This is a genomic window from Mycobacterium sp. NPDC003323 (assembly GCF_053589535.1).
Window position 1 is genome coordinate 132,193 of sequence record NZ_JBSFSB010000007.1, and the last position, 24,803, is coordinate 156,995.

The 24,803-nt window shown below is 67.9% G+C and carries 23 protein-coding genes; 12 read left to right on the top strand and 11 right to left on the bottom strand.

Features of this window, described 5'->3' with window-relative positions; translation table 11 throughout:
* From rplL to ACWDUN_RS17915, 6 genes are all read right to left on the bottom strand, one after another.
* Positions 1-390 (bottom strand): 50S ribosomal protein L7/L12, encoded by a 390-nt coding sequence (gene rplL / locus ACWDUN_RS17890; RefSeq protein ID WP_449930917.1) that lies wholly within the window; start codon positions 388-390, stop codon positions 1-3.
* A 37-nt stretch (positions 391-427) separates the two neighbouring features.
* Positions 428-958, bottom strand: a complete 531-nt coding sequence (rplJ, locus tag ACWDUN_RS17895) for a 50S ribosomal protein L10 (protein WP_449930919.1) — start codon at positions 956-958, stop codon at positions 428-430.
* 208 nt (positions 959-1,166) lie between these two features.
* On the bottom strand, positions 1,167-2,066 hold the full coding sequence (locus tag ACWDUN_RS17900) for an ROK family protein (RefSeq protein ID WP_449930921.1): 900 nt from the start codon (positions 2,064-2,066) through the stop codon (positions 1,167-1,169).
* Positions 2,066-2,680 (bottom strand): DUF7158 domain-containing protein, encoded by a 615-nt coding sequence (locus tag ACWDUN_RS17905; RefSeq protein WP_449930923.1) that lies wholly within the window; start codon positions 2,678-2,680, stop codon positions 2,066-2,068. Before ACWDUN_RS17905 ends, ACWDUN_RS17900 begins: the two co-directional genes overlap by 1 nt.
* Complete coding sequence (locus ACWDUN_RS17910; RefSeq protein WP_449930925.1) at positions 2,629-6,732, bottom strand: glycoside hydrolase family 38 N-terminal domain-containing protein; 4,104 nt, start codon at positions 6,730-6,732, stop codon at positions 2,629-2,631. Before ACWDUN_RS17910 ends, ACWDUN_RS17905 begins: the two co-directional genes overlap by 52 nt.
* 98 nt (positions 6,733-6,830) lie before the next feature.
* A complete protein-coding gene (locus tag ACWDUN_RS17915; protein ID WP_449930927.1) occupies positions 6,831-7,781 on the bottom strand; it encodes a helix-turn-helix transcriptional regulator in 951 nt (316 codons plus the stop codon).
* Positions 7,782-7,842: 61 nt separating this feature from the next.
* Between ACWDUN_RS17915 and ACWDUN_RS17920 the strand changes: the two genes are divergently transcribed.
* A complete protein-coding gene (locus ACWDUN_RS17920; protein WP_449930929.1) occupies positions 7,843-8,361 on the top strand; it encodes a DinB family protein in 519 nt (172 codons plus the stop codon).
* A gap of 1 nt (position 8,362) precedes the next feature.
* Positions 8,363-8,965: a DinB family protein gene (locus tag ACWDUN_RS17925; RefSeq protein ID WP_449930931.1), complete on the top strand. Its 603-nt coding sequence runs from the start codon at positions 8,363-8,365 to the stop codon at positions 8,963-8,965.
* Between the two features lie 80 nt (positions 8,966-9,045).
* On the opposite strand, the gene ACWDUN_RS17930 is transcribed toward ACWDUN_RS17925, so the two are convergent.
* Entirely contained in the window at positions 9,046-9,894 is an 849-nt protein-coding gene (locus tag ACWDUN_RS17930) for a hypothetical protein (protein ID WP_449930933.1), read from the bottom strand.
* 183 nt (positions 9,895-10,077) lie between these two features.
* On the opposite strand from ACWDUN_RS17930, the gene ACWDUN_RS17935 reads away from it, so the two are divergent.
* Positions 10,078-11,199, top strand: coding sequence for an L-talarate/galactarate dehydratase (locus tag ACWDUN_RS17935; RefSeq protein ID WP_449930935.1), 1,122 nt, complete (start codon positions 10,078-10,080; stop codon positions 11,197-11,199).
* A 7-nt stretch (positions 11,200-11,206) separates the two neighbouring features.
* A complete protein-coding gene (locus ACWDUN_RS17940; RefSeq protein WP_449930937.1) occupies positions 11,207-11,893 on the top strand; it encodes a FadR/GntR family transcriptional regulator in 687 nt (228 codons plus the stop codon).
* A gap of 77 nt (positions 11,894-11,970) precedes the next feature.
* Here the strand turns inward: ACWDUN_RS17940 and ACWDUN_RS17945 are convergent, their stop codons facing one another.
* Genes ACWDUN_RS17945 through ACWDUN_RS17955 form a run of 3 tightly spaced genes read right to left on the bottom strand, consistent with a single transcriptional unit; the run spans position 11,971 to position 15,071 of the window.
* A complete protein-coding gene (locus tag ACWDUN_RS17945; protein ID WP_449930939.1) occupies positions 11,971-13,491 on the bottom strand; it encodes a tripartite tricarboxylate transporter permease in 1,521 nt (506 codons plus the stop codon).
* An 18-nt stretch (positions 13,492-13,509) separates the two neighbouring features.
* Positions 13,510-14,055 carry a tripartite tricarboxylate transporter TctB family protein gene (locus ACWDUN_RS17950; protein WP_449930941.1) on the bottom strand — a complete coding sequence of 182 codons (546 nt, stop codon included), beginning with the start codon at positions 14,053-14,055 and terminating at the stop codon, positions 13,510-13,512.
* 2 nt (positions 14,056-14,057) lie between these two features.
* A complete protein-coding gene (locus ACWDUN_RS17955) occupies positions 14,058-15,071 on the bottom strand; it encodes a tripartite tricarboxylate transporter substrate binding protein (protein ID WP_449930943.1) in 1,014 nt (337 codons plus the stop codon).
* Between the two features lie 132 nt (positions 15,072-15,203).
* On the opposite strand from ACWDUN_RS17955, the gene ACWDUN_RS17960 reads away from it, so the two are divergent.
* Positions 15,204-16,124: a LysR family transcriptional regulator gene (locus ACWDUN_RS17960; protein WP_449930945.1), complete on the top strand. Its 921-nt coding sequence runs from the start codon at positions 15,204-15,206 to the stop codon at positions 16,122-16,124.
* Positions 16,125-16,215: 91 nt separating this feature from the next.
* Here ACWDUN_RS17960 and ACWDUN_RS17965 read toward each other — a convergent pair whose 3' ends face one another.
* Positions 16,216-16,797, bottom strand: coding sequence for a TetR/AcrR family transcriptional regulator (locus ACWDUN_RS17965; protein WP_449930947.1), 582 nt, complete (start codon positions 16,795-16,797; stop codon positions 16,216-16,218).
* 77 nt (positions 16,798-16,874) lie between these two features.
* On the opposite strand from ACWDUN_RS17965, the gene ACWDUN_RS17970 reads away from it, so the two are divergent.
* The 7 genes from ACWDUN_RS17970 (at position 16,875) to ACWDUN_RS18000 (ending at position 24,155) form a co-directional block, all read left to right on the top strand.
* Positions 16,875-17,864, top strand: coding sequence for an oxygenase MpaB family protein (locus ACWDUN_RS17970; protein ID WP_449930949.1), 990 nt, complete (start codon positions 16,875-16,877; stop codon positions 17,862-17,864).
* 52 nt (positions 17,865-17,916) lie between these two features.
* Entirely contained in the window at positions 17,917-19,260 is a 1,344-nt protein-coding gene (locus ACWDUN_RS17975; protein WP_449930951.1) for an ABC1 kinase family protein, read from the top strand.
* A gap of 33 nt (positions 19,261-19,293) precedes the next feature.
* The gene (locus ACWDUN_RS17980; protein ID WP_449930953.1) at positions 19,294-20,190 is read left to right on the top strand and encodes an alpha/beta fold hydrolase; all 897 of its coding nucleotides are present in this window, start codon (positions 19,294-19,296) and stop codon (positions 20,188-20,190) included.
* Positions 20,191-20,282: 92 nt separating this feature from the next.
* Entirely contained in the window at positions 20,283-21,164 is an 882-nt protein-coding gene (locus tag ACWDUN_RS17985; protein WP_449930955.1) for a cyclopropane mycolic acid synthase family methyltransferase, read from the top strand.
* Positions 21,165-21,506: 342 nt separating this feature from the next.
* On the top strand, positions 21,507-22,388 hold the full coding sequence (locus ACWDUN_RS17990; protein WP_449930957.1) for a cyclopropane mycolic acid synthase family methyltransferase: 882 nt from the start codon (positions 21,507-21,509) through the stop codon (positions 22,386-22,388).
* Between the two features lie 46 nt (positions 22,389-22,434).
* The gene (locus ACWDUN_RS17995; protein WP_449930959.1) at positions 22,435-23,355 is read left to right on the top strand and encodes an endonuclease/exonuclease/phosphatase family protein; all 921 of its coding nucleotides are present in this window, start codon (positions 22,435-22,437) and stop codon (positions 23,353-23,355) included.
* A 332-nt stretch (positions 23,356-23,687) separates the two neighbouring features.
* Entirely contained in the window at positions 23,688-24,155 is a 468-nt protein-coding gene (locus tag ACWDUN_RS18000) for a hypothetical protein (RefSeq protein WP_449930961.1), read from the top strand.
* The last annotated feature ends 648 nt before the right edge of the window (positions 24,156-24,803 follow it).

The following is a 24,803-nucleotide window of genomic DNA, read 5'->3' on the forward strand; positions in this document are numbered from 1 at the left end:
CTACTTGACGGTGACCGTCGCGCCGGCGGCCTCGAGCTTGGCCTTGGCGTCGTCGGCGGCCTCCTTGTTGACCTTCTCCAGCAGCGGCTTGGGAGCGCCGTCGACCAGGTCCTTGGCTTCCTTCAGGCCCAGGCCGGAGACGATCTCGCGGACGACCTTGATGACGCCGATCTTCTTGTCGCCGGCACCCTCGAGGATGACGTCGAACTCGGACTGCTCTTCGGCAGCCTCGGCCGGCGCGCCACCGGCGGCCGGGCCCGCGGCCACGGCGACCGGGGCAGCGGCGGTGACGTCGAAGGTCTCCTCGAACTGCTTCACGAACTCAGAGAGCTCCAGCAGGGTCATTTCCTTGAACGCGTCGAGCAGTTCGTCGGTGGACAGCTTTGCCATGGTGATTCCTTATCTACTTCGGTGTGGTGGTGGTTTGTCAGGCGGCGGGTTCTTCGCCGGCCTTCTTCTCTTGCAGAGCTGCGGCCAGGCGGGCGACCTGGGACGCGGGCGCCACGAACAGCGCCGCGGCCTGGGACTGCTTCGCCTTCAGGGCACCGGCCAGCTTGGACAGCAGAACCTCGCGCGATTCCAGATCGGCGATGCGGTTGACCTCATCGACGGAAAGAGCCTTCCCGTCCATGTAGCCGCCCTTGACGACCAGGGCCTTGTTGTCCTTGGCGAATTTCTTGATCGCCTTTGCGGCGTCCACGGGCTCGCCGTTGATGAACGCGATGGCGGTCGGGCCGGCGAAGAGGTCGTCGAGACCCTCGATGCCGGCTTCGGTCGCCGCACGCTTCACCAGGGTGTTCTTGGCGACGGTGTAGGTCGTGCCCTCACCCAGTGACCTGCGCAGCTCGGCAAGGTTGGACACCGTCAGGCCGCGGTACTCGGTGACGACGGTGGCCGTCGCCTCCTTGAACTTCTCGGCGATGTCGGCGACCGCGGTGGCCTTGTCAGCTTTGGCCATGCTTGCCTCCTCGTAATGGTTGGGATGTCCACCAACATGAGGGGCCGGAAATGACGAGCGCCCCGACGCAGACAGGTCGGGGCGCGCAAGAATGCTTCTACCTCGTCCTCCTGCGTGGGCCGCCGGGACAATCCCGGACCTTCAACCGATTGCTCGGTGACCGACGGTCTTCGGTGGAACCCGGCAAGAATAGCCTGCCGACCACCGATCAGCCAAAACGAAGGCTGCGGCCGGCGGCCAGCACCCCCGCGCCGACCAACCCGGCATCCGACCCCAGCTCGGCCGGCAGCACCCGCAGGTCGCGGATGAAGGTCAGCCCGGCGAACTCGGCCAGCGCCGCCCGCAGCGGGTCGAACAGCACGGCACCGGCACGGGACACCCCGCCGCCGATCACCGCCAGGTCCAGGTCGCACACCGCGGCCGTCGACGCGATCATCGCGGCCACCGCCGTCGCGGCCCGCCGGAACGCCTCGACCGCCACCGGGTCGCCTACGGCTGCCGCCGCCGCGAGCTGTTTGGCATCGGTCCCGGTCCAGCCCTGGCCTTGCGCCCACCGCGTCATCGACGGGCCGGAGGCCACCGTCTCCACACAACCGCGGCCCCCGCACGGGCACTTCTGGCCGTCGAGTTCGACCACGGTGTGCCCGACGTGCCCGGCGTTGCCGGTGCGTCCGTCATAGGGGGCACCGTCGAGCACCAGTCCCCCACCGATACCGGTGGACACCACCATGCCGAGCACGAACTGCGCGCCGCGGCCGGCGCCGAACCGGTGTTCACCCAGGGCCATGCACAACCCGTCGCCGCCGAGGCGGACCGGCAGGCCGGTCAGCTCCGCGACCCGCTCGACGATCGGGAAGCCACGCCACACCGCGATGTTGACCGGACTGATGGCGCCGGCGGCCAGGTCCACCGGACCGGCCGAGGAGATGCCGACCGCCTCGACCTCGCCGCCGGACAGGGTGTCGGTGATCAGGCGCGCGGTCGCGGCCCAGGCGTCCTCGGCCGACGTCCGCGGTGTGGGTACCTCGGTGCGGTGCGTCAGCACCCCGTCGTCGACCAGCGCTGCGGCGATCTTGGTGCCGCCGATATCGACTGCCAGGACACTCATCAGTGCCTATGGGTGTTGTCGGGTTGGCGGGGGTCGCCGGGATGCTCGTAGCCGGGGGCCAGTTCGACGAGTTCGGCGCACCGGGCATCCAACCATTGCCGAAACACCCGCCGCTGCGCCGCCGACCGCAGATGCTCGGCGATCAACAGATACGCCTCGTCCAAAGGCAACACCATCGACCGGCGCGATGCGAACCGCCCCGGGTTGCGGCGGTGGTAGTCGGCGATCTCGATATCGGTGACGTCCACCCCAGCGGTGACGGCGGCGTAGGCCGCCCGGCCCGCGACGGTACCCAGCACGGCCGCGGCGATGCTGCCGATCTCCAGGCGTGCCGTCATATCAGGTAGCACCTCCTCGACGGCCGGGATATGTTGACCGTCAGCACTTTCCAGCGCGACGACGCGTTCGGCCACCAGCAACTGCGTCAACCAGCGGCGCAGCTGACGCCCCTCGCTGGTGCCCGGCCGGGGCAGCGCGGCCGCCGAACGACCCTCCCGCAACTGCCTTTCGCGTTCGTCGACCTCGGCGACGGTCACCGGCACACCGGCGACCAGGGCGGCGTTCACGTGACCACCACCGATACCGCCGGCGAGTAGACCAGCCGGCCGGCGCATGCCACCCGCACCAGCGCCCACCACCGGCCCGGCGTCACCCATTCCGGCGGCGCCACATCGAAGTCCAGCGTCACCATGCCCGCGGCGGGCAGTTCGGCGCCGATCACCGCAGGCCCCAACCATTCCCAGGTCCCCCACGGGCTGATCAGATGCGCCTCCACGGCCAGGTCGGCATGTGCATCGGTGCCGATCGTGACGTGCAGTCGGGTTCGGCCGCCACGACGCACCGCCACCTCGGACGGACCGGCGATCAGGCGCAGCAGTTCGGCCCCGGCGGGCTGGCCGACCTGCACGGTGCAGACGTCCTCGACGACCTGGCGCCAGCACGCCGGCAATCCGCGGCCGCCGGTGACGGCCAGTTCGGCGCGCACCGGGTACAGCCCCGGTACGGCGGCGGCGGGCACGTCGACGGCGATCTCGGCGTCCAGGTACTCCCCCGGCGGCAGCACGAACGTCATCTCGTCGGGCTCGGCGGACCACTGGGGCGGGCAGATCAGCCGGACCCGCCCCCGCACCGCCGCGTCGGTGCAGTCGCTGGCGCCGGTCAGCCGCAGCCGCACCGGTGTCCCGGGTTCGGCGCGCACCTGCTGCGGGTGCAGATGCGCGACGGCGGGCAACCCACCCAGCGGTGCCGGGCCACGGTTGTGCAGCCAGTAGCGGGCGTACACCGGTTGCGCCACTTCGGCTTCCGGGCCTATCGACTCGTTGTCGGCGTCGAGGATCTGCACGGCGTCCAGGTGTGCCAGCACGGTGGCGATCTGGTAGCCGTGCAGGGTGTCGGCCGCGGGGCCGGTGTCCTTCTCCAACAGGTCGGCCTGGCGTAGCCCGGACACCGCGCACAGGCCCGAGCGCACCACGAACGGAGTCTCGCGGCCGTGGGTCTCGACCAGTCGCAGCGCCACCGCCGACGGGGTCACGGCGGCCACGCTGCCGGCCGCGATGGGGTTACCCGCGGCCTTGAGCGCCCCGAGTTGGACACCGGCGGCGTCGACGTCGAGCAGGGCGCCGTGTCCGGGCAGGTCATCGCTGCCGCGCCGGGCGTTCAGGACCGCCACCAGTGGATGTCCGAATTCGCTGCTGCGACGCGGAAGTTCACAGTCACGCCAATCCCCCGGGCCGCCGGTCAGCGCGTAGTCGAAGGTGTGCGTCCAGTGCTGCAGGCCGAAGTTGGACCCGTCGGGCGCGGTGCGCCGCGGCGGATCGATCCAGGTGCCCGACGGCCATCCCGTGCACGAGCGCATCAGCGAGGTGTGCAGCGTGCCGTCGGGTTCGACCGCGAATCCGGGCACCCCGCGGTTGAGCAGCGCCACGGTGGTCGGCTCGAACGGTTCCAGCCCGGCCGGTGCCTGTTGCGCCACCGGGATCTCGGCGTCGGCGATATCGTCCACCAGCGCCTGCAGACCGCCCGCGACAATGAGTACCGGCAGCGTGCGCAGGCCCCGCAGATCAGCCCCGGGCACCCACTCCTGGCTCAGCGGTGCCGCGGCCGGCACCCAGACCCGGGCCGTACCGGTGGCCGCGAGTTGGCGGTCGAACTCGGCACGGTGCTCCGGCGATGACTCCAATACCGCAGCGGTGAAGGCGTTTTCGTCGGGGCCACCGACGGCGATGCGGGCGTCGGGCAGGTTGGAGTCCACCGACAGGTCACCGTAGCGAGCCCGCCCGGCGATCGTGCAGGTCGCGGTGACACCGGCCCGAACCAGAGCCACCATCACGTCGCGGGCGTCGAAATGCTCATCGGGACTGACCACCTCGGCCACCGCAACCGCGCGGGTACCCACCCCGATGCGCACCCGCAGCGTCGCCGACAGCCCGAACCAGCCGTAGGCGGGGTTGTCCAGGGTGTGGGGGTGCACCGCCGCGTCCACCGCGTCATCGCCGTCGTGGAACAGCCCGAAGCCGCGACCGATCACCGCGTCACCGACCTCACTGACCGGCATGGCGCCGGGCACCGGGCACGGCCAGCGCAGCCGCAGCAGCTTGTCGGCGCCGCTGAATTCGTCGATGAACGTGCGGCATTCGACGCGATCGACCCCGTGCCACACGGTGATGGTCTGGGTGTAACTCAGCACATCGTCGATACGCCCGGTCACCACGATGCGCTCGCCCAGCGCGCAGCGCCAGACTGCGACGTCCGCAGGGTGATCCGACGAGCAAACCACCGGTCCGCGCGGCAGCAGATGCCACGGACCCTCACCGGCTTCGGGATGGGCGCTGTACTCGTCGTAGACGGCGAGTTCGTTGCCGACCCGGCCGTCGGCGATGAGTTCGCGACCGTCGTCGATCAACGAGCACACCGCGCCGCCGCGGGCCGGGTCGACGGTCACCGTGTAGCGGTCGGTGCCGATGCTCGTCCCGTCGTGCGCTTCCCAGCGTGATCCGCGTTCGTCCTCGTCGAGCGAATAGCCCTGCCAACCCAGCGATCCGACGCCTTCGGCCAGCCAGGTCACGGTGTGATCCTCGATCAGCGTGGGCAGCGGCGTGCCGTCCAGATCGCACACCACGCCGGTGAAGCCGTGTTCCAGCTCGGCGGTGACGATATCGGTTCGGTTGTGCGCCAGCGGGTTCCATACCACCAACGGTGCGTCGACGGCGCCGCTGAGCAGCCGAAGCGCGTTGTCACGGGTCGCGCGGCCGATCTCCCAGGCATCGCGCCACCCGGTCAGCAGATCCAGGTACACCTGATCGGATTCCGACCCGGTGATCGCGTCGTGGTGCGCCCCGTAGGCCAGTTGCACCCAAGCCTTGGCCAGGGCGGCCTGCGGATAGGTTGCGCCGCCCAGGATTCCGGCGAATACCGCGAAGCGTTCGGCCTGCAGCACCGCGTTCTCGGCGGCCCGGTTGGCCTGTTTGGTGTCGATATAGGAGACATCCTTGCCGGTGTAGATCGGGTTCATGTCGCGGGTCTGCACCGACGCCCGGCGGCCCGTCGCGTCCAGTTCGGCGCGGACGGCGGCGAAGAATTCCTTCGGCAGCGCGCAGACGAACCGCGGCCAGGTGTAGCGGGCGTTCCAGTCGCGGTGGATCTCGGTGACCCACTTGTTCGGTGGGGTGTAGTCGGTGCCGACGGGCAGCAGCACGTTGCGGGTCAGGGCGACCTTCTTGAGGTCGGCGAACAGGGCGAAGGTCTGTGCCTGCGCGTCGGCCAACGTCGGCGCCGAGTCCATCCACCACCCGGCGGCGTAGTGGGCGGGCATGTAATGGGTCAGCAGTGCGCGCCCGGACGGGGCGGTCCAGTCGAATTCGCTGGCGAACTGCATGCGGGCCGGGTCACCCTTGTCGGCCATCGGGCCCCACTGATGGTGCGGGCCGCGCGCCCAGGAACTCGACGTCAGCCCGGCATCGGCGGCCATGCCGGGAAACTGCGGATCGTGGCCGAAGACGTCGAGCTGCCAGGCCGTCGAGGGCGCGCCGCCGAGCACGTCGCGCTGAAAACCGATGCCGTGCACAAAGTTCCGAATGGCCGTCTCGGGACTGGTCAGGTTGGTGTTGGGTTCGTTGTAGGTGCCGCCCATGATCTCGACGCGACCCTCGGCGATGAACCGGCGCAGGTCGTCGCGTTCCTCGGGATGGGTGTCCCAGAACGGTTTGAGGTAGTCGACCTCGGCGAGCACGAACTTGTATTCGGGAACCCGCCGCGCCATTTCCAGGTGTGCGGTGACGAGGTCGAATCCGTTGGTCTGCCGGCAGGCCCCGGGCGGGTCCTCGGTCCAGGCGCTGGTGTAGGCCGCCTGGGTGTTCCACCAGACCGGGTCGTAGTGGAAATGGCTGATCATGTACATGGTCCAGCCGGGTTCGGCGACGACGAACCAGAAGGTGGTGTCCCCGATGCGGGCGTCGCGGCGCTGCCCGGGGACGGGATCGTCGACGTAGACCGGCACCTCGACGACGGCGTCACCGGGTTGGGCGACGGCCTCGCCGTGGATGCCGTATCCGCTGACGCGGACCGGGGTGGGCACGGTGCACCCGGCGTAGTGGGCGCGGACCAACTGCAGCGGTGCATCCGGTGGTCCGACGAACAGTTCCGTCGACTCCGCAGCGGTCACACGCATGGAGGCACCCTACGTTCGCGGGCCCCCAATATCCGGCGAAACTCGCGTACCCGGGGTCCGCGGCGGCATTCCCACCCCCGGTACGGGGGTTTCGCCGGTCATCGGGCCGCCGCCCGCTGCAGCCGCTCGGCGGCGGTCCGCACCGCGTCGGCCACCTCCCGCGGTTCCAGCACCTCGAAGTCGCAGCCCGGCACCGCCAGGTACAGCGCCATCACCGCGGCGTCGTCGGCCCCGGTGGTCAGGATGCAGCTGTCCGGCCCCTCCTCCTCGATGTGCACCGAAGCAGACGAGAAGGTCTGCGCCACAGTCGCTTTGGCCGCGAAGTAGCGCACCCGGGCGATATAGCGGTACGGCGAGCTGCTGATGGCGCGCTGCACGTACTCCGCGGCGTCCGGGGCCGGGCGCGGCGTGAAGGTGCTGCCCTGGGCGCGGACGTCGTCCATCCGGTCCAGCCGCAGGCTGCGCCAGTCCTGTTTGTCGCGGTCGAAGCCGAGCAGGTACCAGCGCCGCCCGGTGGTGACCAGCTGATAGGGCTCCAGTCGGCGCTGGGTGGCGTTGCCGCGGATGTCGGTGTAGCCGCAGCTGACGTGCTCGTGGTCGCGGCAGGCCCGGGCCAGCGTCATCAGCACCTCGGGATCGACCGGCACGTCCCGGTTGGTCGGGGTGAGCGTCACGGTGGTGTCGTGCACGGCGGCCACCTGGGAGCGCAGCCGCGACGGCATGACCTGGTCGAGCTTGGACAGCGCGCGCAGCGCCGATTCGCCGACCCCGGCCACGCTGCCGCCGGCGGCCAGCCGCAGGCAGACGGCCATCGCGACGGCCTCGTCGGGATCCAGCAGCAGCGGCGGCAGCGCGGCGCCGGCGCCCAGTTGATAGCCGCCGCCGTGGCCCTTGCTGGCGTGCACGGGATAGCCCAGGTCGCGGAGGCGGTCGATATCGCGGCGCACGCTGCGCGTGGTGACCTCGAGTCGGTCGGCGAGTTCTTCGGAGGTCCAGACGCGGCGCGATTGCAGCAGGCCGAGCAGCTGCAGAACCCGGGCAGTACTCATGTCGATATCCTCGCGCACTCATAGGACCGAAACTGTCCTATATAGGTGACAATCTTGACCCATGCTCACCGAACTACTGGCCGACCAGCTGGACTTCCACTGGGACCACCTGCTGCGGCCGAGGCTCGAAGGCCTCACCGACGACGAGTACTTCTGGCAACCGGTGCCCGACTGCTGGACGGTGCACCCCGACGGCGGAGTGGACTTCGAATATCCGGAACCGCAGCCGGCGCCGTTCACGACGATCGCGTGGCGGATGGCCCACGTCATCATCGGCGTGCTGGCGATGCGCAGCCACTCCCATTTCGGCGGCCCGGAGGCCTCCTACGAGAACTGGCCCTACGCCACCGATGCCGCGACCGCGCTGCGCCAACTCGACGACGAGAAGGCGCGCTGGACCGCCGGTGTTCGCGGGTTGTCCGACGCGGATCTGCAGCGGCCGTGCGGACCCGCCGAGGGACCCTACGCCGACCATCCGATGGCGACATTGATATTGCACATCAACCGTGAGGTCATCCACCACGGCGCCGAAATCTGCCTCATCCGAGATCTTTACACCCACACCGAGAAGGAGAACTGACATGTCCGCAATGCCCCCGCCCATCGCCGACGAACGCGCCGGACTCAAGGAGTACGTCGCCGCCCAGCAATACGCCTTCAAGGCGATCGCCTTCGGGTTGACCGATGAGCAGGCGCGCAGTGCGCCGAGCGTCAGCTCGCTGTCGATCGGCGGCCTGATCAAGCACGTCACGCTCTGTCAGGCCGGCTGGATGGAGCGGGTGGCCGCGGCGCCGGATCTCACCGAGAGCGATAAGCGGCCGATGGAGGAGCAGGCCGCCGATTACGGCGACGAGTTCGTCATGGGCGAGGACGAGACGCTGGCCGAGATCCTGGCCAAGTTCGACGAGCAGAACGCCGAGACCATCCGACTCATCGAGGAGTCCGATCTCGGTGCGGCCGTGCCGGTTCCGCCGGGCGTGCCGTGGTTCCCGAAGGACATCGGGGCGTGGTCGGTGCGCTGGGTGATCTTCCACATGATCGAGGAGCTGGCCCGGCACGCCGGTCAGGGTGACATCATCCGCGAGAGCATCGACGGCGCGACGCTGTATGAACTGCTGGCCGGGCTGGAGGACTGGGAGCCCACGCCGTGGCTGACGCCGTGGGGCAAGGAGCCGGTGGCCTAGACCCTTGGCACGCCGTTGGCGAAACTCGCGTACCCGGGGTTCAGGAGCCCGCGCGAACCCCGGGTACGCGAGTTTCGCCGTTACGGACGGCCATTCCAGCCGCGGGACAGCAGCACCGCCCGGGCATGCGCGACGAGGTCGTCGCCGTCGTCCTCCCTGATGGCGCGGATCAGATGCCACCGCAGTCGCTGTAATTCGCGGCCGACCCACACATCGCGGGCGTACACGGTGCGGTCGTTCAGATGCTGTTCGCCGTCGTACTCGGCACCGACCTTGTATTCTTCCCAGACCATGTCCAGGCGCTTGATATAGCGCCCGTCGGCGGTGTACACCACGAATTGCGTTTTGGGCCTGGGTAATCCGGCGTCGACGAACAGCATGCGCAGCCAGGTCTCCTTCGGCGACTCGGCTCCCCCGTCCACGTGCGGCAGCACCTTGCGAAGGTCGACCAGCCCGCGCGCACCCCGGTGCACCTTGGTCAGCAGCATGACGTCCTCGATCGAGAACGGCGAGGCGTTCATCAAGGCGTCGATCCGCGCAATGGCGGCGTTCCGAGGGAGCCGCCGGCCCAGGTCGAAGGCCGTGCGCGCGGGCGTCGTCACCGGAATGCCGCGCACCGTCGTGATCTCGTCCGCGCGCAGCGTCTCCTCGCGCCCCTTGAGCCCTCGCTGTGGCCGGCACCGCCCGATCAGGTCGATGCGCACGTCATCGTCGACCCATTTCGCGCCGTGGAGCGCGGCGGCCGCGGATCCCGCGATAACGGCCTTCGGGACCACCAGTCGCGCCGCGGCGATCCTCTCGAACAACGTCGGCCGGTGATCCTTCGGCAGGTAGGCGCCCCGGAACACCGGCCGGTATCGATATCGCAGTTGCTCGCGGGTGAGCAGTCCACTGGCCACCGCATCGGCGCCGAGAAACGGAAGTGGCATATCGAATTGGACGTAGCAGCGCGCCGTTTGGATCCATCGAATTGGCGAAACCCGCGTACCCGGGGTGAATGAGCCCGCGCGAACCCCGGGTACGCGAGTTTCGCCGCATGTGGGGGCCGAGTGACCCGCACCACTTGTATGATATGTTGACGTAGTCGTCATACAACTACGTCAGGGGTTCCCATGTCCGATCGAATCCGACACCTCAAGCTGTCCCACGTCGTGCTGCCACTGGACAATCCGGTGAGCGACGCCAAGGTGCTCACCGGACGGCAGAAGCCGCTGACCGAGACCGTCCTGCTGTTCGCCGAGGTGACCACCGAAGACGGTTTCGAGGGAATGGGTTTCAGCTATTCCAAGCGGGCCGGCGGACGCGCCCAGTACGCGCATCTGTGCGAGGTCGCCGACACCGCGATCGGCGCCGACCCGTCCGATATCGACAAGATCTACCAGTCGCTGCTGTGGGCCGGCGCGTCGGTCGGCCGCTCGGGCACCGCCACGCAGGCCATCGCCGCGCTCGACGTCGCGCTGTGGGACCTCAAGGCCCGCCGCGCCAACCTGCCGCTGGCCAAACTGCTTGGCGCACATCGTGACTCCTGCCGGGTGTACAACACCTCGGGCGGCTTCCTGCAGGCCTCGGTCGAGGAGATCAAGGAGAAGGCCAGCGCCTCACTGGAGGCCGGCATCGGCGGTATCAAGATCAAGGTGGGTCAGCCGGATTGGCAGACCGACCTCGAACGCGTCGCGGCGCTGCGTGAACACCTCGGCGACAATCCGCTGATGGTCGACGCCAACCAGCAGTGGGACCGCGCCCGGGCCCGCCGGATGTGCCGCGAGCTGGAACAGTACGACCTGATCTGGATCGAGGAGCCGCTCGACGCGTGGGACGCCGTCGGGCATGCCGACCTCAGCCGGACCTTCGACACCCCGATCGCCACCGGCGAGATGCTGACCTCGGTGCCCGAGCACATGGCCCTCATCGACGCCGGCTACCGCGGCATCGTGCAACCCGACGCTCCGCGCATCGGTGGCATCACCCCGTTCCTGCGGTTCGCCACCCTGGCCTCGCACGCCGGCCTGGCGCTGGCGCCGCACTACGCCATGGAGATTCACCTGCATCTGGCCGCGGCGTACCCGACCGAGCCGTGGGTCGAGCACTTCGAATGGCTCAACCCGCTGTTCGACGAACGCATCGAAATCCGTGACGGCCGGATGTGGCTGCCCGAGCGCGGCGGCCTCGGCTTCACCCTCAGCGAGCGCATGCGCGCCCTCACGGTGGAAACCGCGGAGTTCGGTAAGCCATGATCTGAGCGTGGAGAAGTCGCTAGCGCAGCGGGTGGTCGCCGGACTGAAGGACAAGATCTTTGCCGGCGACCTTCCGCTTGGGCACAAACTTCCGTCCGAGGCGGAGCTCATCGAGGAGTTCGGCGTCTCGCGCACCGTGGTGCGTGAGGCCGTCACCCGCCTGCGCGCCGAGGGCCTGGTCGAAACATTCCAGGGCCGAGGCTCATTCGTGCTGAGCGTGCCGGCCCCCAGTTCGTTCACCGTGGAGGCGCAGGCCTTCCGCACCCAGCGCGACGTGCTCGACATGGTCGACTTCCGCCTGGGTGTGGAGAGTGAGACCGCCGCGCTGGCCGCCGCCCGCATCGACGACGCCGGGCGCCGCACCATCACCGCCGCGCTGGAAGATTTCGTCGCCGCAGCCCCGGCGGACGCCGTCGAGGCTGACTACCGCTTCCATCGCGCCATCGCCGAGGTCAGCGGCAACCGGTTCTGCCGCGAGCTGCTGGATTCGCTGGGCCCGATGATGATCATGCTGCCCCGCACCCGGCTGCGCGACGAGTACTCGATGACCGACGCCGCGCACGTCGCCCGGGTCCGACGCGAACACGACGATATCGCCGCCGCGGTGCTGGCCGGTGATGCCGAAACCGCGCGCGCCGCGATGCGTGTGCACCTGGGCAACACCCGCCGGCGGTTGGCCGCCGAGCACCCCTGACCTATGCGCGAAACCCGCGTACCCGTTGCGAAATGAGCCTCGAAAGCAACGGGTACGCGGGTTTCGCCGCAGGAAAATCAGGCGTCCACGCGCTCCTTGACCTCCTCGGTCTTGGCCGACCGGCGCGACACGATCAGGTGCCGCACCAGCGGCAGCAGGATCAGCGCCAGGAAGACCGCCAGGATCGTGCCCGAGATGGGCCGGGTCACGAATCCGGTGGGGTCGCCGCCGAAGATCAACAACGACCGCCGGGTGCTCGCCTCGATGATCGAGCCCAGCACGAACGCCAGCACCATCGGGCCGGGGTCGAATCCGGCCTTCTTCATCAGGTAGCCGATGATGCCGAAGCCGATCATCAGGAAGATGTCGAACGTCGAGTTGTTGATGGTGTACACGCCGAGGATCGTGATCAGCGCGGTGATCGGCGCCAGGATGGCCGGGCGCACCCGCAAGATCTTGACGAACAACCCGACCAGCGGGATGGACAGGATCAGCAGCATCAGGTTGCCGATGTACATCGAGTTGATGACGCCCCAGAACACGTCCGGCCGCTCGTCGACGAGTTGCGGGCCGGGCGAGACGCCCAGGATCAGCAGCGCGCCGAACAGCATGGCCATCGACGCGTTGGCCGGCAGGCCGATCGTCAGCAGCGGGATGAACGACGACGTCGCCGCGGCGTTGTTCGCGGTCTCCGGGGCGGCGACGCCCTCGACGGCTCCGCGCCCGAACCGCGACGGGTCCTTGGCCCGGCGCTTCTCGGTGGCGTAGGCGACGATCGAGGACAGCACCGCGCCGCCGCCGGGCAGCACGCCCAGGATGAACCCGATGATCGAACCGCGGCCGATGGCACCCGAGGACTGCTTGAGGTCCTTGCGCGACGGCCACACGTTGCCGACCTTGGCCGGCGGCTGCACCTTGCGGTGGCGCTGTTCGAGGTTGTAGAGGATCTCCCCGACACCGAACAGGCCCATGGCGACGACGACGAAGTCGATGCCGTCGGCGAGGTTGAGGCTGTCGAAGGTGAATCGTTCGGCGCCGGTGAAGCTGTCGCGTCCGACGGTGGCCAGCAGCAGACCCACCGCGCCGGCGATCAGCGCCTTGAGTTTGTTACCGCTGCCGATCGTCGCGACCAACAGGACACCGAGCAGCGCCAGGGCGGCGTACTCCGGCGGGCCGAAGTCCAGTGCGACACTGGCCACCACCGGGGCCAGCAGCGTCAGGCCGATGATCGAAATCGTCGCGCCGACAAAGGATCCGATGGCCGCGATACCGAGCGCGGTACCCGCCTTGCCCTGTTTGGCCAGGGCGAATCCGTCGAACACGGTGACCACCGACGACGCCTCGCCCGGCAGCCGCAACAACACCGAGGTGATGGTGCCGCCGTATTGGGCGCCGTAGTAGATGCCGGCGAGCATGATGATCGCCGAGACCGGATCGATGGTGTAGGTGATCGGCAGCAGGATGGCGATGGTGGCGGCCGGCCCGAGTCCGGGCAGGACGCCGATGACCATACCGATCAGGACACCGGCCAGGCAGTAGGCCAGGTTGTGCGGCTCGATGACGAGCGCAAACCCATCGAGGAATGCGTTGAGGTCCATGGTTTTTGAAGTCGCTTCTCAGAAGGAGATCAGGTGCGGCAACGGGATTCGCAACCCGTAGAGGAACAGGAGATAGAAGACCGCGACGGTCATCACGCTGGTGATGATCGTGCTGCGCCAGGTCTCCTTGCCCAGGAAGCGCAGCCAGATGACGCTCAGCGCCAGGGCCGGGATCTCGAAACCGATTGTCGGCATGAGGAATCCGAAGGCAATGAACGTGATCGCGCCGACCACCGGCAGCCAGCTGCTGCGGGTGAAGGCCTCGGCGTCGGTCAGGACCCGGCCGGCCACCAGCAGACCGGCCGACATCAGCAGGATCGCGATGCTGACGATGAAGGGCCACAGGCCCGGGCCGGGCTCGCTGAGCGAGCCCAGTCCGTAGCCCCAGGAGAAGATGGCGCCCGCGATACCGATCGCGATACCGACCAGGGCGCCGGCCAGCTGGTAGAGCGGACCGCCCTCGGGCGGGCGGTCCTCCTCCATCTCGTGTGCGATCTCCTCCTCGATCTCGTGGAGGATGTCGCGGGTGTGCTCGTGGGGCTCAGCCGGCTTGATGTCGGCCATGATCAGCCCTCGTCGCGGAGATTGATGCCGTACTGCTGAACCAGGTCGGCGTAGCGCTGCTTGTCCGAGGCCAGCTGCTCGACGACCTCGTCACCGGGGATCTCCATGGGAGTCAAGCTGTTCTGCTTGTTGAACTCCTTGTACTCCTCGGTCTCGAAGGTGGCCTTCATGCCCTCGACGAGCCGGTCCTTGACCTCCTGCGGGGTGCCCTTGGGAACGGTCATGAACCGGTACTGGGTCACCTCGACGTCCAGGCCCTGCTCCTTGGCGGTCGGCACGTCGGGCAGGTACTCGATGCGCTCGGGTCCGAAGACCGCCAGCGGGATCAGCTTGTTGGACTGGATGTTCTCGATGGCCTCGCCGACCTGGATGCTGGCCACGTCGACCTGGTTGCCGAGCACGGCGGCCAGCGCGGGTGCGCCACCGTCGAACGGGACGGCCTGGGAGTTGACGTTGCCGGTCTTGAACAGCAGCGCGGCCGACAGCTGTGCGCCGGTGCCGACGCCGGTGGTGCCGTAGCGGACCACGTTCGGGGAGGCCTGCATGTCGGCCAGTGACCGGAAGCCGCTGCCCGGGCTGGCCACCAGCACGTAGTCGTCGCGCGAGACGCCGTACACCACGTCGAACTGGTCGATGTTGGTGACCTCGTCGGGCGAGACGGCCATCGGGGTGATGGTGAACAGCGAGGCGTTCTGGATGCCGATCTTCGCGCCGTCCGGTGCGGCGTTGGCGATCTCGGCCGCGGCCAGGGCCCCGTTGGCGCCCTCGCGGTTGATCACCGGGAACGACGCGCCCAGGTTGTCGGACAGTCCCTTGGAGACCGCCCGGCTGATCAGGTCGCTGGATCCGCCGGCCGATGCGCCGACGTACATCTCGACGGTGCCGGAGGGGTACTCGGCATCACCGGATCCGCCGCCGGTCGTGTTCTGGACACCTCCGCAGGCGGACAGGGTCAGGGTGGCAGCCGTCGCCGCGGCCATTCCCGCGACGAGTCGCGTACGTAGCGCTGGCCTCATGTTGGTCTCCTCGTTGTGTGACGTGCGCTTCACTGCGCGTGTCGTATGACACAAGTCATTACCGAATCACCGTAGGAAGCCGCGGCGATACCTGTCCAAGCCTTTATTGGCATCGCTTGATACCTTCAGGGAATGACGATCACGTTGGATCAGGTCCGCTGCTTCGTCGCCGTGGCCGAGGAATTGCACTTCGGCCGCGCGGCCGACCGGCTGGCCATGACCCAACCACCGCTGAGCCGCCAGATACAGCGTCTCGAGAAAGCGGTGGGCGCCGGATTGCTCGACCGCGACAACCGCCGGGTGCTGCTGACCCCGGCCGGGATCGCCTTCCTGGAGGACTGCTACCGCGTGCTGAGCACGCTCGACGAGGCGACGTCGCACGCCCAGCGGGTCGAGCGCGGATCGGCCGGCACCCTGCGCCTGGGCTTCACCGCGGTGTCGGCCATCAGCCTGCTCGGTCCGCTGCTGGGCTTGCTGGGCCGCGAGTTGCCCGACGTCGAGGTGGTGCTGCAGGAGGGCGTCACCGGAACCCAGGTGGACGGCATCCGGCGCGGCGAACTCGATCTCGGCCTGGCGCGACCGCCCTTCGACACCGCGCTGCTGTCCTCGGAGGTGGTGGTCCGCGAACCGTTGCGTGCGGTGGTCCCGGTCGACCATCCCCTGGCCGACGCGCCGGAGCCACTGAGCCCCGAGGCCTTCGACGGGCTGCCGGTCATCAGTTATCACCCCGACCGGGCGCGCTACTTCCACGAGTTGACGGTGCGGTTCCTGTTCAACGGGCATCCGCGGATCACCCAGCGGGTGCAGCAGATCCTGACCGCGGTGCTGCTGGTCGCGGCCGGCCAGGGCGTGGCGCTGGTACCGGCCAGCGCGACCGCGTTGCACGTCGACGGCGTCGTCTACAAGCCGCTGACCGATGTCGGCGGCGGCCACCCCGAGAGTGATCCGGCCCGGCCGGTGGAACTGCACGCCATCTGGGCTCGCGACGGCCAGAATCCGCTGCTGGACGAGGTGTTGCCGCTCATCCGGCGGGCCGGGCGGCACCTGGGCTGACCGCGCGCACCGACCCGCCGGCGAAACTCGCGTACCCGGGGTCAAAATGCCCGCGCGAACCCCGGGTACGCGGGTTTCGCCACCGCAGGAACTAGAAGAACCGCACCGCGTAGTCCACCACGGCATCCAGGTCCGACCCCAGCGCGCCGCTCAACCACTGCTGGGCCAACTCGGCCATCGCGCCGGTGTACATGGCCGCGCCCACCCGCGTCGCGACCGGGTCCGAGCCCGGGTGCAACCGCGACCCCTCGGCCAGCACCGCGGCCAACAACTGGTCCTGCATCGCCGCGCGGCGTTCGGCCAGCACCGGGTTGGCCCGGGCGTCGGTGAACAGCACCCGGCCGCGCCGCGGGTCGGCCGAGCTGAAGCCGAGCACCGCCGCGATACCGGCCCGGGTGCGCGCGCTCACCGACTCCCCCGCTCCGGCCATCGCCGCGTCCACCGCGGCGGCGAGCTCAAGGGCAACCTTGTCGAACAGCGCGCCCAGCAGCTCGTCGGTGCTCGGGAAGCTCTCGTAGAAGTAGCGAGTGTTCAGCCCGCACTCGCGGCACACCGACCGGACCGTCAGCGAGGCCTCACCGCCGGCCCCGAACAACGCGAACGCGGCGTCGACCAACAGCGCCCGACGCTCGGCGCGCCGGTCGGTCAACGCGACGCCAGCCCATCGGGTCATCGGCTCAGAATAAGTCTGGTCACGCCCGTATCCAAACAGTATTCTGGTCACAACCGTGACCAGAAAGGGGCGCCCGCGTGGACATGCCGCACCAGATGCTCGAAGGAATGCTGCAGCGCAAGTTCGACAAGGACATCCGCAAGCACTATTTCAAGGGGCTGGAATTCGCCGGCCCGGCCGGCGATCCGGGCTGGTTCGGCCCGGGCAGCGCGGTCTGGCACGTGCACTCGCACACCGAGGCGCTGATCTTCGGGCTGCAGTGCGCGGCCTATATGGAACGCCTCGACCCGTCCATCTACTGGATGGGCATGCACCACTCGCGCCTGGTCCAGCGCGATGACCAGGGCAACGCCGTCCCCGTCATCGACCCGGCCGGCGCCGCGGTGCGGTTGGGGCATTCGATCGCGTTCTTCATCGGCACGGCCTACGGCAATACCGAGACCGCCGAACGGGTGTCGCGCACGGTGCGGGCCATGCACCACACCATCAAGGGCACCCGCCCCGACGGCGCGAAGTATGACGCCGACGATCCCGACTGGCTGCGCTGGAACTACGCCACCGTGGTGTGGGGGCTGGCCACCGCCCATGAGCTCTACCATCCGAATCCGTTGCGCGGCAAGAAACTCGACCGTTACTACGGTGAGTTCATCCGCGTCGGGCACGCCCTGGGCGGCACCGACCTGCCGGCCACCAAGGCCGAGACGCTGGAGTGCCTGCACTCGTATCTGCCCAGACTCGCGCTCACCCACGGCGCGGCCATGGCGACCGGGCCGAATCTGCCGATGCCGCAGAGCGCGGTGGACTGGGCCATCCGCGACACCATGCCGAAGTGGGCCAAGCAGCTCATCGGGCACACCGACCCGAATCCGATCGAGCGGGCCGGGCGTCGGGCCATCGTGTGGTCGATCATCAACGGTCTGCACACCGCCTCGGGCGGCTCCCCGGAGTTCCGGCAGGCGCAGCGACGCGTCGCCCACGGCACCACCGTGGCGCACACCGAGCCGCAGTACGTGCTGGGCAGCGATCCCGAACTCAGCCGGGACGAGATCGAGCACGCCTTCGTGTGACCCAGCGCACCCTTGTTTTTGGCGGTACCGCGGGTTTTGAGACACTGACCTGATGAGCACGCAACACCGAGAGGGAGCCCGGCTGGACCGGGTGCCGTTGCCGGTGGAGGCCGCCCGCGTCGGCGCGACGGGTTGGCAGGTCACCCGCACCGGCGCCCGCGTCGCGGGCAACCTGCTACGCAAGGGATCCCTGCAGCAGAAGGTCATCAAGCAGATCCCGCAGACGTTCGCCGACCTGGGCCCCACCTATGTGAAGTTCGGGCAGATCATCGCGTCCAGCCCCGGCGCCTTCGGCGAGCAGCTGAGCCGCGAGTTCCGCGGCCTGCTGGACCGCGTTCCGCCCGCGGATTCCAAGGCGGTGCACGCCCTGTTCCGGGAGGAACTCGGCGACGAGCCGCAGAACCTGTTCAAGTCCTTCGACGAGAAGCCGTTCGCGTCGGCCTCGATCGCCCAGGTGCACTACGCGACGCTGCACAGCGGTGAAGAGGTCGTCGTCAAGATCCAGCGCCCGGGCATCCGCCGCCGGGTCGCCGCGGATCTGCAGATCCTCAAGCGCGGCGCCAAGCTCGTCGAGTTCGCCAAGCTCGGCCAGCGGCTGAGCGCGCAGGACGTGGTCGCCGACTTCGCCGACAACCTCGCCGAGGAACTCGACTTCCGCCTGGAGGCGCAGTCGATGGACGCCTGGGTGGCGCACATGCACGCCTCCCCGCTGGGTGAGAACATCCGCGTCGCGCAGGTGTACTGGGACCTGACCAGTGAGCGGGTGCTCACCATGGAGCGCATCCAGGGCACCCGCATCGACGACGTCGCCGCCATCCGCAAGCAGGGATTCGACGGTGAGCAACTGGTCAAGGCGCTGTTGTTCAGCGTCTTCGAGGGCGGGCTGCGGCACGGCCTGTTCCACGGCGACCTGCACGCCGGCAACCTCTATGTCGACGACGCCGGCAAGATCGTGTTCTTCGACTTCGGCATCATGGGCCGCATCGATCCGCGCACCCGCTGGCTGCTGCGTGAGCTGGTATACGCGCTGCTGGTCAAGAAGGACCACGCCGCCGCCGGCAAGATCGTCGTGCTGATGGGCGCGGTGGGCACCGTCAAACCCGAGGCGCAGGCTGCCAAGGATCTGGAGCGCTTCGCCACTCCGCTGACCATGTCCTCGCTGGGCGATATGAGCTATGCCGAGATCGGTAAGCAGCTCTCGACGCTGGCCGACGCCTATGACGTGAAACTGCCGCGTGAGCTGGTGCTCATCGGTAAGCAGTTCCTCTACGTCGAGCGGTACATGAAGCTGCTGGCGCCCAAGTGGCAGATGATGAGCGATCCGCAGCTGACGGGATATTTCGCCAACTTCATGGTCGAGGTCAGCCGCGAGCATTCCGACGAGCTGGACAGCTGAACCGCCACCGCGGCAACGGAATTGGAGAACGACATGGAGATCCGGACCGGATCGGCACGCTCGGGCGAGCTGGACATCGTCTATGAGGACATGGGCAATCCCGGGGATCCGGCCGTCCTGCTGATCATGGGCCTGGGTGCGCAACTCCTGCTGTGGCGCAAGGGTTTCTGCGAGAAGCTGGTCGACCAGGGGCTGCGCGTCATCCGGTATGACAACCGCGATGTCGGACTGTCCTCGAAGCTGCCGCACACCCGCAGCGGCGCCCCGCTGGTCGGGCGGATGGCGCGCTCGTTCGTCGGCGCCAAGAGCCCGGCGGGTTACACGCTGGAGGACATGGCCGATGACGCCGCGGCGCTGCTGGATCACCTCGGTGTCGAGCAGGCCCATGTCGTCGGCGGCTCGATGGGCGGGATGATCGCCCAGGTGTTCGCCGCCCGGCACGCCGCGCGCACCCGGTCGCTGGGCGTCATCTTCTCCAGTAACAACCAGGCGTTTCTGCCTCCGCCCGCGCCGCGCCAGCTGCTGGCGCTGTTGGCCAAGCCGGCCGACGCCACCCGCGAGGGCATCATCGCCAACAGCGTGCGGGTATCCAAGATCATCGGCAGTCCCGGCTTCCCGGTGGCTGAAGAAAAGGTGCGCGCCGACGCGCTGGAAAGCTACGAGCGGTCCTACTACCCGGCCGGTGTCGGCCGACAGTTCGCGGCCATCCTCGGCAGCGGCAGCCTGGTGGCCTATGACCGGCAGATCACCGCGCCGACGGTGGTCATCCACGGCAAGGCCGACAAGCTGATGCGGCCCTCGGGTGGGCGTGCCATTGCCCGCGCGATCCCGGGAGCAAGGCTGGTGCTGTTCGACGGTATGGGCCATGAGCTGCCCGAACCGCTGTGGGATGACATCGTCGGCGAACTCAAGGCCAACTTCGCTGCCTGATTCGGTCATCCTCAGTATCGGGGCGTAGAGTCGCCGCACAAGCCGGGTAACGACTGAAACCCGGAGATGTACCGGTCGCCGTGGGGGCATGCATGACCACACGTAAGAAGCTCGAACCACACTTCGACGACGTACAGGCACATTACGACCTGTCCGATGAGTTCTTTGCGCTGTTCTTGGATCCGTCCAGGACCTACAGCTGCGCGTACTTCGAGCGCGACGACATGACGTTGCACGAGGCGCAGATCGCCAAGATCGACCTGTCCCTGGGCAAGCTGGGACTGCAGCCCGGCATGACGCTGCTCGATGTCGGCTGCGGCTGGGGCGCGACGATGATGCGCGCCATCGAGCTCTACGACGTCAACGTCATCGGGCTGACGCTCAGCGAGAATCAGAAGAACCATGTGGAGGCCGAGTTCGCCCGCTCGGATTCCCCGCGCGACAAGCAGATTTACCTCAAGGGGTGGGAGGAGTTCGACGAGCCCGTCGACCGGATCGTGTCGATCGGCGCGTTCGAACACTTCGGCTTCGAACGCTATGACGCATTCTTCGAGATGGCCTACAACGTGCTGCCGGATGACGGAATCATGTTGCTGCACACCATCTGTGGCAAGCCGTTCAAGCAGATGATCGACGAGGGCGTGCCGCTGACGTTCGACGCCGCGCGATTCGTGAAGTTCATTCTCACCGAGATCTTCCCCGGTGGACGGCTGCCGTCCATCGAGAAGGTCGACGAGCACGCCACCCCGGCCGGTTTCACCATCACCCGCCGGCAGTCGCTGCGGTGGCACTACGCGCGCACCCTCGACGAGTGGGCGGCCGCGCTGGAGTCCCACCACGAGGAGGCTGTCGCGGTGCAGTCCGAAGAGGTGTACCAGCGCTATATGAAGTACCTGACCGGCTGCGCGAACGCGTTCCGCGACGGCTACATCGACGTCAACCAGTTCACGATGGAAAAACAGCCCACGGCTTGACAGGCGGTCGACACCACCTGCGACCTATCAAGATCAAAGTGCTGCAGGCAAACTCACCCGCGTTGCACCCCTTGACGGCGTTATCCCAGTTGAGCGGCATCCGAACTACGCACCAAAGCAGCCAGATCCCCCTATCTGGCTCGGTGCCGGAACAGCGGACGATAGAGTCAGGGACCAGACGGTTCGTCACAGCAACGGCGCTGGGCGTTCCAGACCGTATTGGAGACACGATTCGGGGATCCCGGACCACCGGATTCCCGGCGAGTAGGGTGCCACGACAAGTGGGCACCCATGACGTGGTGGACGGCGTAGTCGAAACCCACCGAGAAGGGCAGGCCACCTATGTCTGACAACTCAACGACCACGGAGATGCGGCCGCATTTCGAGGACATCCAGGCGCACTACGACCTGTCCGACGACTTCTTCGGCGTCTTCCAGGATCCGACCCGCAAGTACAGCTGCGCCTACTTCACCGGCCCCAAGGTCACGCTGTCCGAGGCGCAGATCGCCAACGTCGACCAGCACCTGGACCGGCTGAACCTGCAGCCCGGACAGACGGTGCTGGAGGTCGGGTGCGGCTGGGGCCTGACCCTGCAGCGCGCCATGGAGAAGTACGACGTCAACGTCATCGGGTTGACCCTGAGCAAGAACCAGCAGGCCTACTGCAACCAGCTGCTCGGCGCCATCGACACCGAGCGCACGTTCGACGTTCGCCTCGAGGGCTGGGAGCAGTTCTCGGGCAAGGTCGACGCCATCGTCTCCATCGAGGCCTTCGAGCACTTCGGCTTCGAGCGCTACGACGCGTTCTTCAAGACCTGCTTCGACAGCCTGCCCTCCGGCGGCCGGATGACCATCCAGAGCAGCTGCGGCTACCACCCCGATGACCTGACGGCGCGCGGTAAGAAGCTGACGTTCGAACTGGCGCGGTTCGCCAAGTTCATCCACGAGGTGATCTTCCCCGGCGGTCGCATCCCGACCACCGAGATGATGGTCGAGCGCGGCGAGAAGGCCGGCTTCACCGTGCCGGAGACGCTGTCGCTGCGTAACCACTACATCAAGACCCTCGGCATCTGGGCCGCCCGCTTGGAGCACAACAAGGAGCAGGCCGTCGCCGCTGCCGGTGAGCAGAGCTACGACGACTACATGCGGTACCTGACCGGCTGCCAGTACTACTTCGTCGACGAGTCGCTCGACGTCAGCCTGGTCACCTACGAAAAGCCTTAACCTTCTGCGCGGCAACGTGACTCACGGCTGCCGGTAGCGTCCCCACGTGCTCGTCACGCTCGGCCTGTCGGCGCTGGTGGTTGCGTCGGCCGCGCTGGTGGTCCGTTTCCTGCCCGCGGCCAATCGCTGGCTGCTGGGGATTGCGGCCTTGTCGCCGTATCTGATGCTCGGCGCCCCGATGGCGGTGGTCCTGTTCGCGCTGTCGCGGCAGTGGACGCTGGCGTGGGTGGCCGCCGTGCCGGCGTTGGCGGTGTTGGCCATCCGGCTTCGGCTGTGTATCGCTGCCCGGGCACCCGAGGGTGTGCCGCTGCGGTTCGTGTCGGCGAATCTCCTACTGGGCAGGGCCGATCCGGCCGCGGTGGCGGCGCTGGCCCATCAGCGCGCCGACGTGCTGGCCGTGCAGGAGCTGACGCCCGAGCTGGCCGAGACGCTGTCGGCCGCGCTGGCCGACGCCTTCCCCCATCGGGTGCTGCGGCCCCGCGACCGTGCGGCCGGCGTGGGGCTGTGGAGCCGGCACCCGATCATTGCGTCCGGCGTCGACGAAACCTTCAGTCGCGGTCTGGTGTGGGCGCGGCTGCGGCTGCCGCACGCCGGCGCCGAGTCGACGGTCATCTGCACCCACATGCCGCCGCCGCGTTCGGCGTTCGGGTCCTGGCGGGCCGAGATCGCCCGGCTGCGCCCTGCGCTGCAACAGCTTCCGGCCCCGGGCTCGGTCGTCGTGTGCGGTGACTTCAACGCGACGCTCGACGTCTATGAGTACCGGCGGCTGTTGCGCGGCGGGTACCGCGACGGGGCCGCCCAGGCCGGTGCGGGCATGACGCGGACGCATCCGAGCCATCTGCCGATCCCGCCGCTGCTGGCGGTCGATCGCATCCTGACACGTCAATCAACAGCAACGTCAATAACGCCGGTCGCGCTGGCCGGGTCCGACCACTTGGCGCTGCTGGCCACGGTGGTTCTCGGGTAGGCGGCGGCGTTCCTCGCGGACATGGGGCCTGTGATGGCGCTGGGCCTTAGCTGGGAAAAATCTACGAACGCGATAATTCAGCAAACTCACAGGCCTCCCCGCCGAGTCACCACCCGCCTCCAGCGAACTCGGTACGAGAAACGCAAACGCAGCTAACAATGGCCAGTTCCAGCGAATTCCCGCGCTCATTGGGTGCGAATCGCCGTCAACTTTCTGGCCCGTAAACGTGAAGTCGCCACAAACATAAATATGGTCTTACCTGCACAAACCGGTTGACAGTGCGGTGCCCGTCTGCGACGCTGCTCTCATAATTCAGCGCAATAGGGGGACGAATGTCAGCCATCGCTCGAAAGATCAGCACCGGCACCGCAGCTTGTGCAATCGCCGCCGCAGCAACCTTGTCATCGACGGCCGTCGCACAAGCCGACATCGCTCCCGCACCGCTGGCCGCGCTGGGGTCGCAGATCGGTGAGGCGCAGTGCGACCCAACGACGACGGACACCTGCGATCCCGTGGGCCTGCCCTCGGCATCGGCCGTGGCAGCAGCCGCCGCTGATCCGGGCTTCCCCGACAACCTGATCCAGAACGAGTTCTGGTGGCTCGGCCGCGCGAACCCCAACGCGCCGCCACGCGAGACCATCCTGGAGTTCCAGCCGATGAGCCTGGTGCCCGGGTTCCTCAAGCCGCTCTACGGGTGGTTCACCGGTAAGTGGGATGTGGAGATTTGCTTCCTGGGCCTGACAGGAACCCTCGGGCCCTACGGCACGGCCACGCTTTCGATTGGCCGCGGCTGTAACTAGTCCCCCGAATACCGAAAACCGGATATCGCCCACGGCGGTATCCGGTTTTTGGGTTCTGCAAGGGCCCCGTACCGCACAAGCGATGCGAACCGCCGCACCGCACCCTCTCGCCCAGGTTGGAGCGCAGGCATCTTCGTGACGCCGCGCGATCATCCGTCTCTCGTCGGTGCTCTTCGCGGCCTTCCGACCGGACAATCCATTAAGCGTCGCCAGCGGTACACCACGCGCCGACATTGATAGCTATCCTCCGTTTACACCAGAGCCGTTGCAGCGCAGGCAGACACGCCCAAGCCGACGCAGCCGGCGCGGACCATGCGCTAACCCCTGTTTGCCAGAACAGCCCGCCCCTTTCCGGAAGTGATTTACAGCAACGTCAATAATCGACGTACTTAACATACGCATGCGATTGACGCGAACTTCAACGCCCGCCGCGACCGCGTCCACAGCTTGCCGCCTCATGCCGACGACCTCGCCGAATACGGCCGACGTCGAATCCAGCTCCACGCGATGAGACGACTTCAGCTACGAGCGATCCCCCAGCAGCGGCACAGCCCACAGCAAACTCGTAGACAGATTTTGAAATGAGTCGGCGATCGATGAATTCGCAACCATTTCGGCCATCCGAAAAGGCGGTAAACAAGGATCGGA

Excerpts from the sequence above, each read along its gene's own strand:
- rplL (WP_449930917.1), bottom strand. The coding sequence starts at position 390 with ATGGCAAAGCTGTCCACCGACGAACTGCTCGACGCGTTCAAGGAAATG.
- rplJ (WP_449930919.1), bottom strand. The coding sequence starts at position 958 with ATGGCCAAAGCTGACAAGGCCACCGCGGTCGCCGACATCGCCGAGAAG.
- ACWDUN_RS17900 (WP_449930921.1), bottom strand. The coding sequence starts at position 2,066 with ATGAGTGTCCTGGCAGTCGATATCGGCGGCACCAAGATCGCCGCAGCG.
- ACWDUN_RS17905 (WP_449930923.1), bottom strand. The coding sequence starts at position 2,680 with ATGCGCCGGCCGGCTGGTCTACTCGCCGGCGGTATCGGTGGTGGTCAC.
- ACWDUN_RS17910 (WP_449930925.1), bottom strand. The coding sequence starts at position 6,732 with ATGCGTGTGACCGCTGCGGAGTCGACGGAACTGTTCGTCGGACCACCG.
- ACWDUN_RS17915 (WP_449930927.1), bottom strand. The coding sequence starts at position 7,781 with ATGAGTACTGCCCGGGTTCTGCAGCTGCTCGGCCTGCTGCAATCGCGC.
- ACWDUN_RS17920 (WP_449930929.1), top strand. The coding sequence starts at position 7,843 with ATGCTCACCGAACTACTGGCCGACCAGCTGGACTTCCACTGGGACCAC.
- ACWDUN_RS17925 (WP_449930931.1), top strand. The coding sequence starts at position 8,363 with ATGTCCGCAATGCCCCCGCCCATCGCCGACGAACGCGCCGGACTCAAG.
- ACWDUN_RS17930 (WP_449930933.1), bottom strand. The coding sequence starts at position 9,894 with ATGCCACTTCCGTTTCTCGGCGCCGATGCGGTGGCCAGTGGACTGCTC.
- ACWDUN_RS17935 (WP_449930935.1), top strand. The coding sequence starts at position 10,078 with ATGTCCGATCGAATCCGACACCTCAAGCTGTCCCACGTCGTGCTGCCA.
- ACWDUN_RS17945 (WP_449930939.1), bottom strand. The coding sequence starts at position 13,491 with ATGGACCTCAACGCATTCCTCGATGGGTTTGCGCTCGTCATCGAGCCG.
- ACWDUN_RS17950 (WP_449930941.1), bottom strand. The coding sequence starts at position 14,055 with ATGGCCGACATCAAGCCGGCTGAGCCCCACGAGCACACCCGCGACATC.
- ACWDUN_RS17955 (WP_449930943.1), bottom strand. The coding sequence starts at position 15,071 with ATGAGGCCAGCGCTACGTACGCGACTCGTCGCGGGAATGGCCGCGGCG.
- ACWDUN_RS17960 (WP_449930945.1), top strand. The coding sequence starts at position 15,204 with ATGACGATCACGTTGGATCAGGTCCGCTGCTTCGTCGCCGTGGCCGAG.
- ACWDUN_RS17965 (WP_449930947.1), bottom strand. The coding sequence starts at position 16,797 with ATGACCCGATGGGCTGGCGTCGCGTTGACCGACCGGCGCGCCGAGCGT.
- ACWDUN_RS17975 (WP_449930951.1), top strand. The coding sequence starts at position 17,917 with ATGAGCACGCAACACCGAGAGGGAGCCCGGCTGGACCGGGTGCCGTTG.
- ACWDUN_RS17980 (WP_449930953.1), top strand. The coding sequence starts at position 19,294 with ATGGAGATCCGGACCGGATCGGCACGCTCGGGCGAGCTGGACATCGTC.
- ACWDUN_RS17985 (WP_449930955.1), top strand. The coding sequence starts at position 20,283 with ATGACCACACGTAAGAAGCTCGAACCACACTTCGACGACGTACAGGCA.
- ACWDUN_RS17990 (WP_449930957.1), top strand. The coding sequence starts at position 21,507 with ATGTCTGACAACTCAACGACCACGGAGATGCGGCCGCATTTCGAGGAC.
- ACWDUN_RS18000 (WP_449930961.1), top strand. The coding sequence starts at position 23,688 with ATGTCAGCCATCGCTCGAAAGATCAGCACCGGCACCGCAGCTTGTGCA.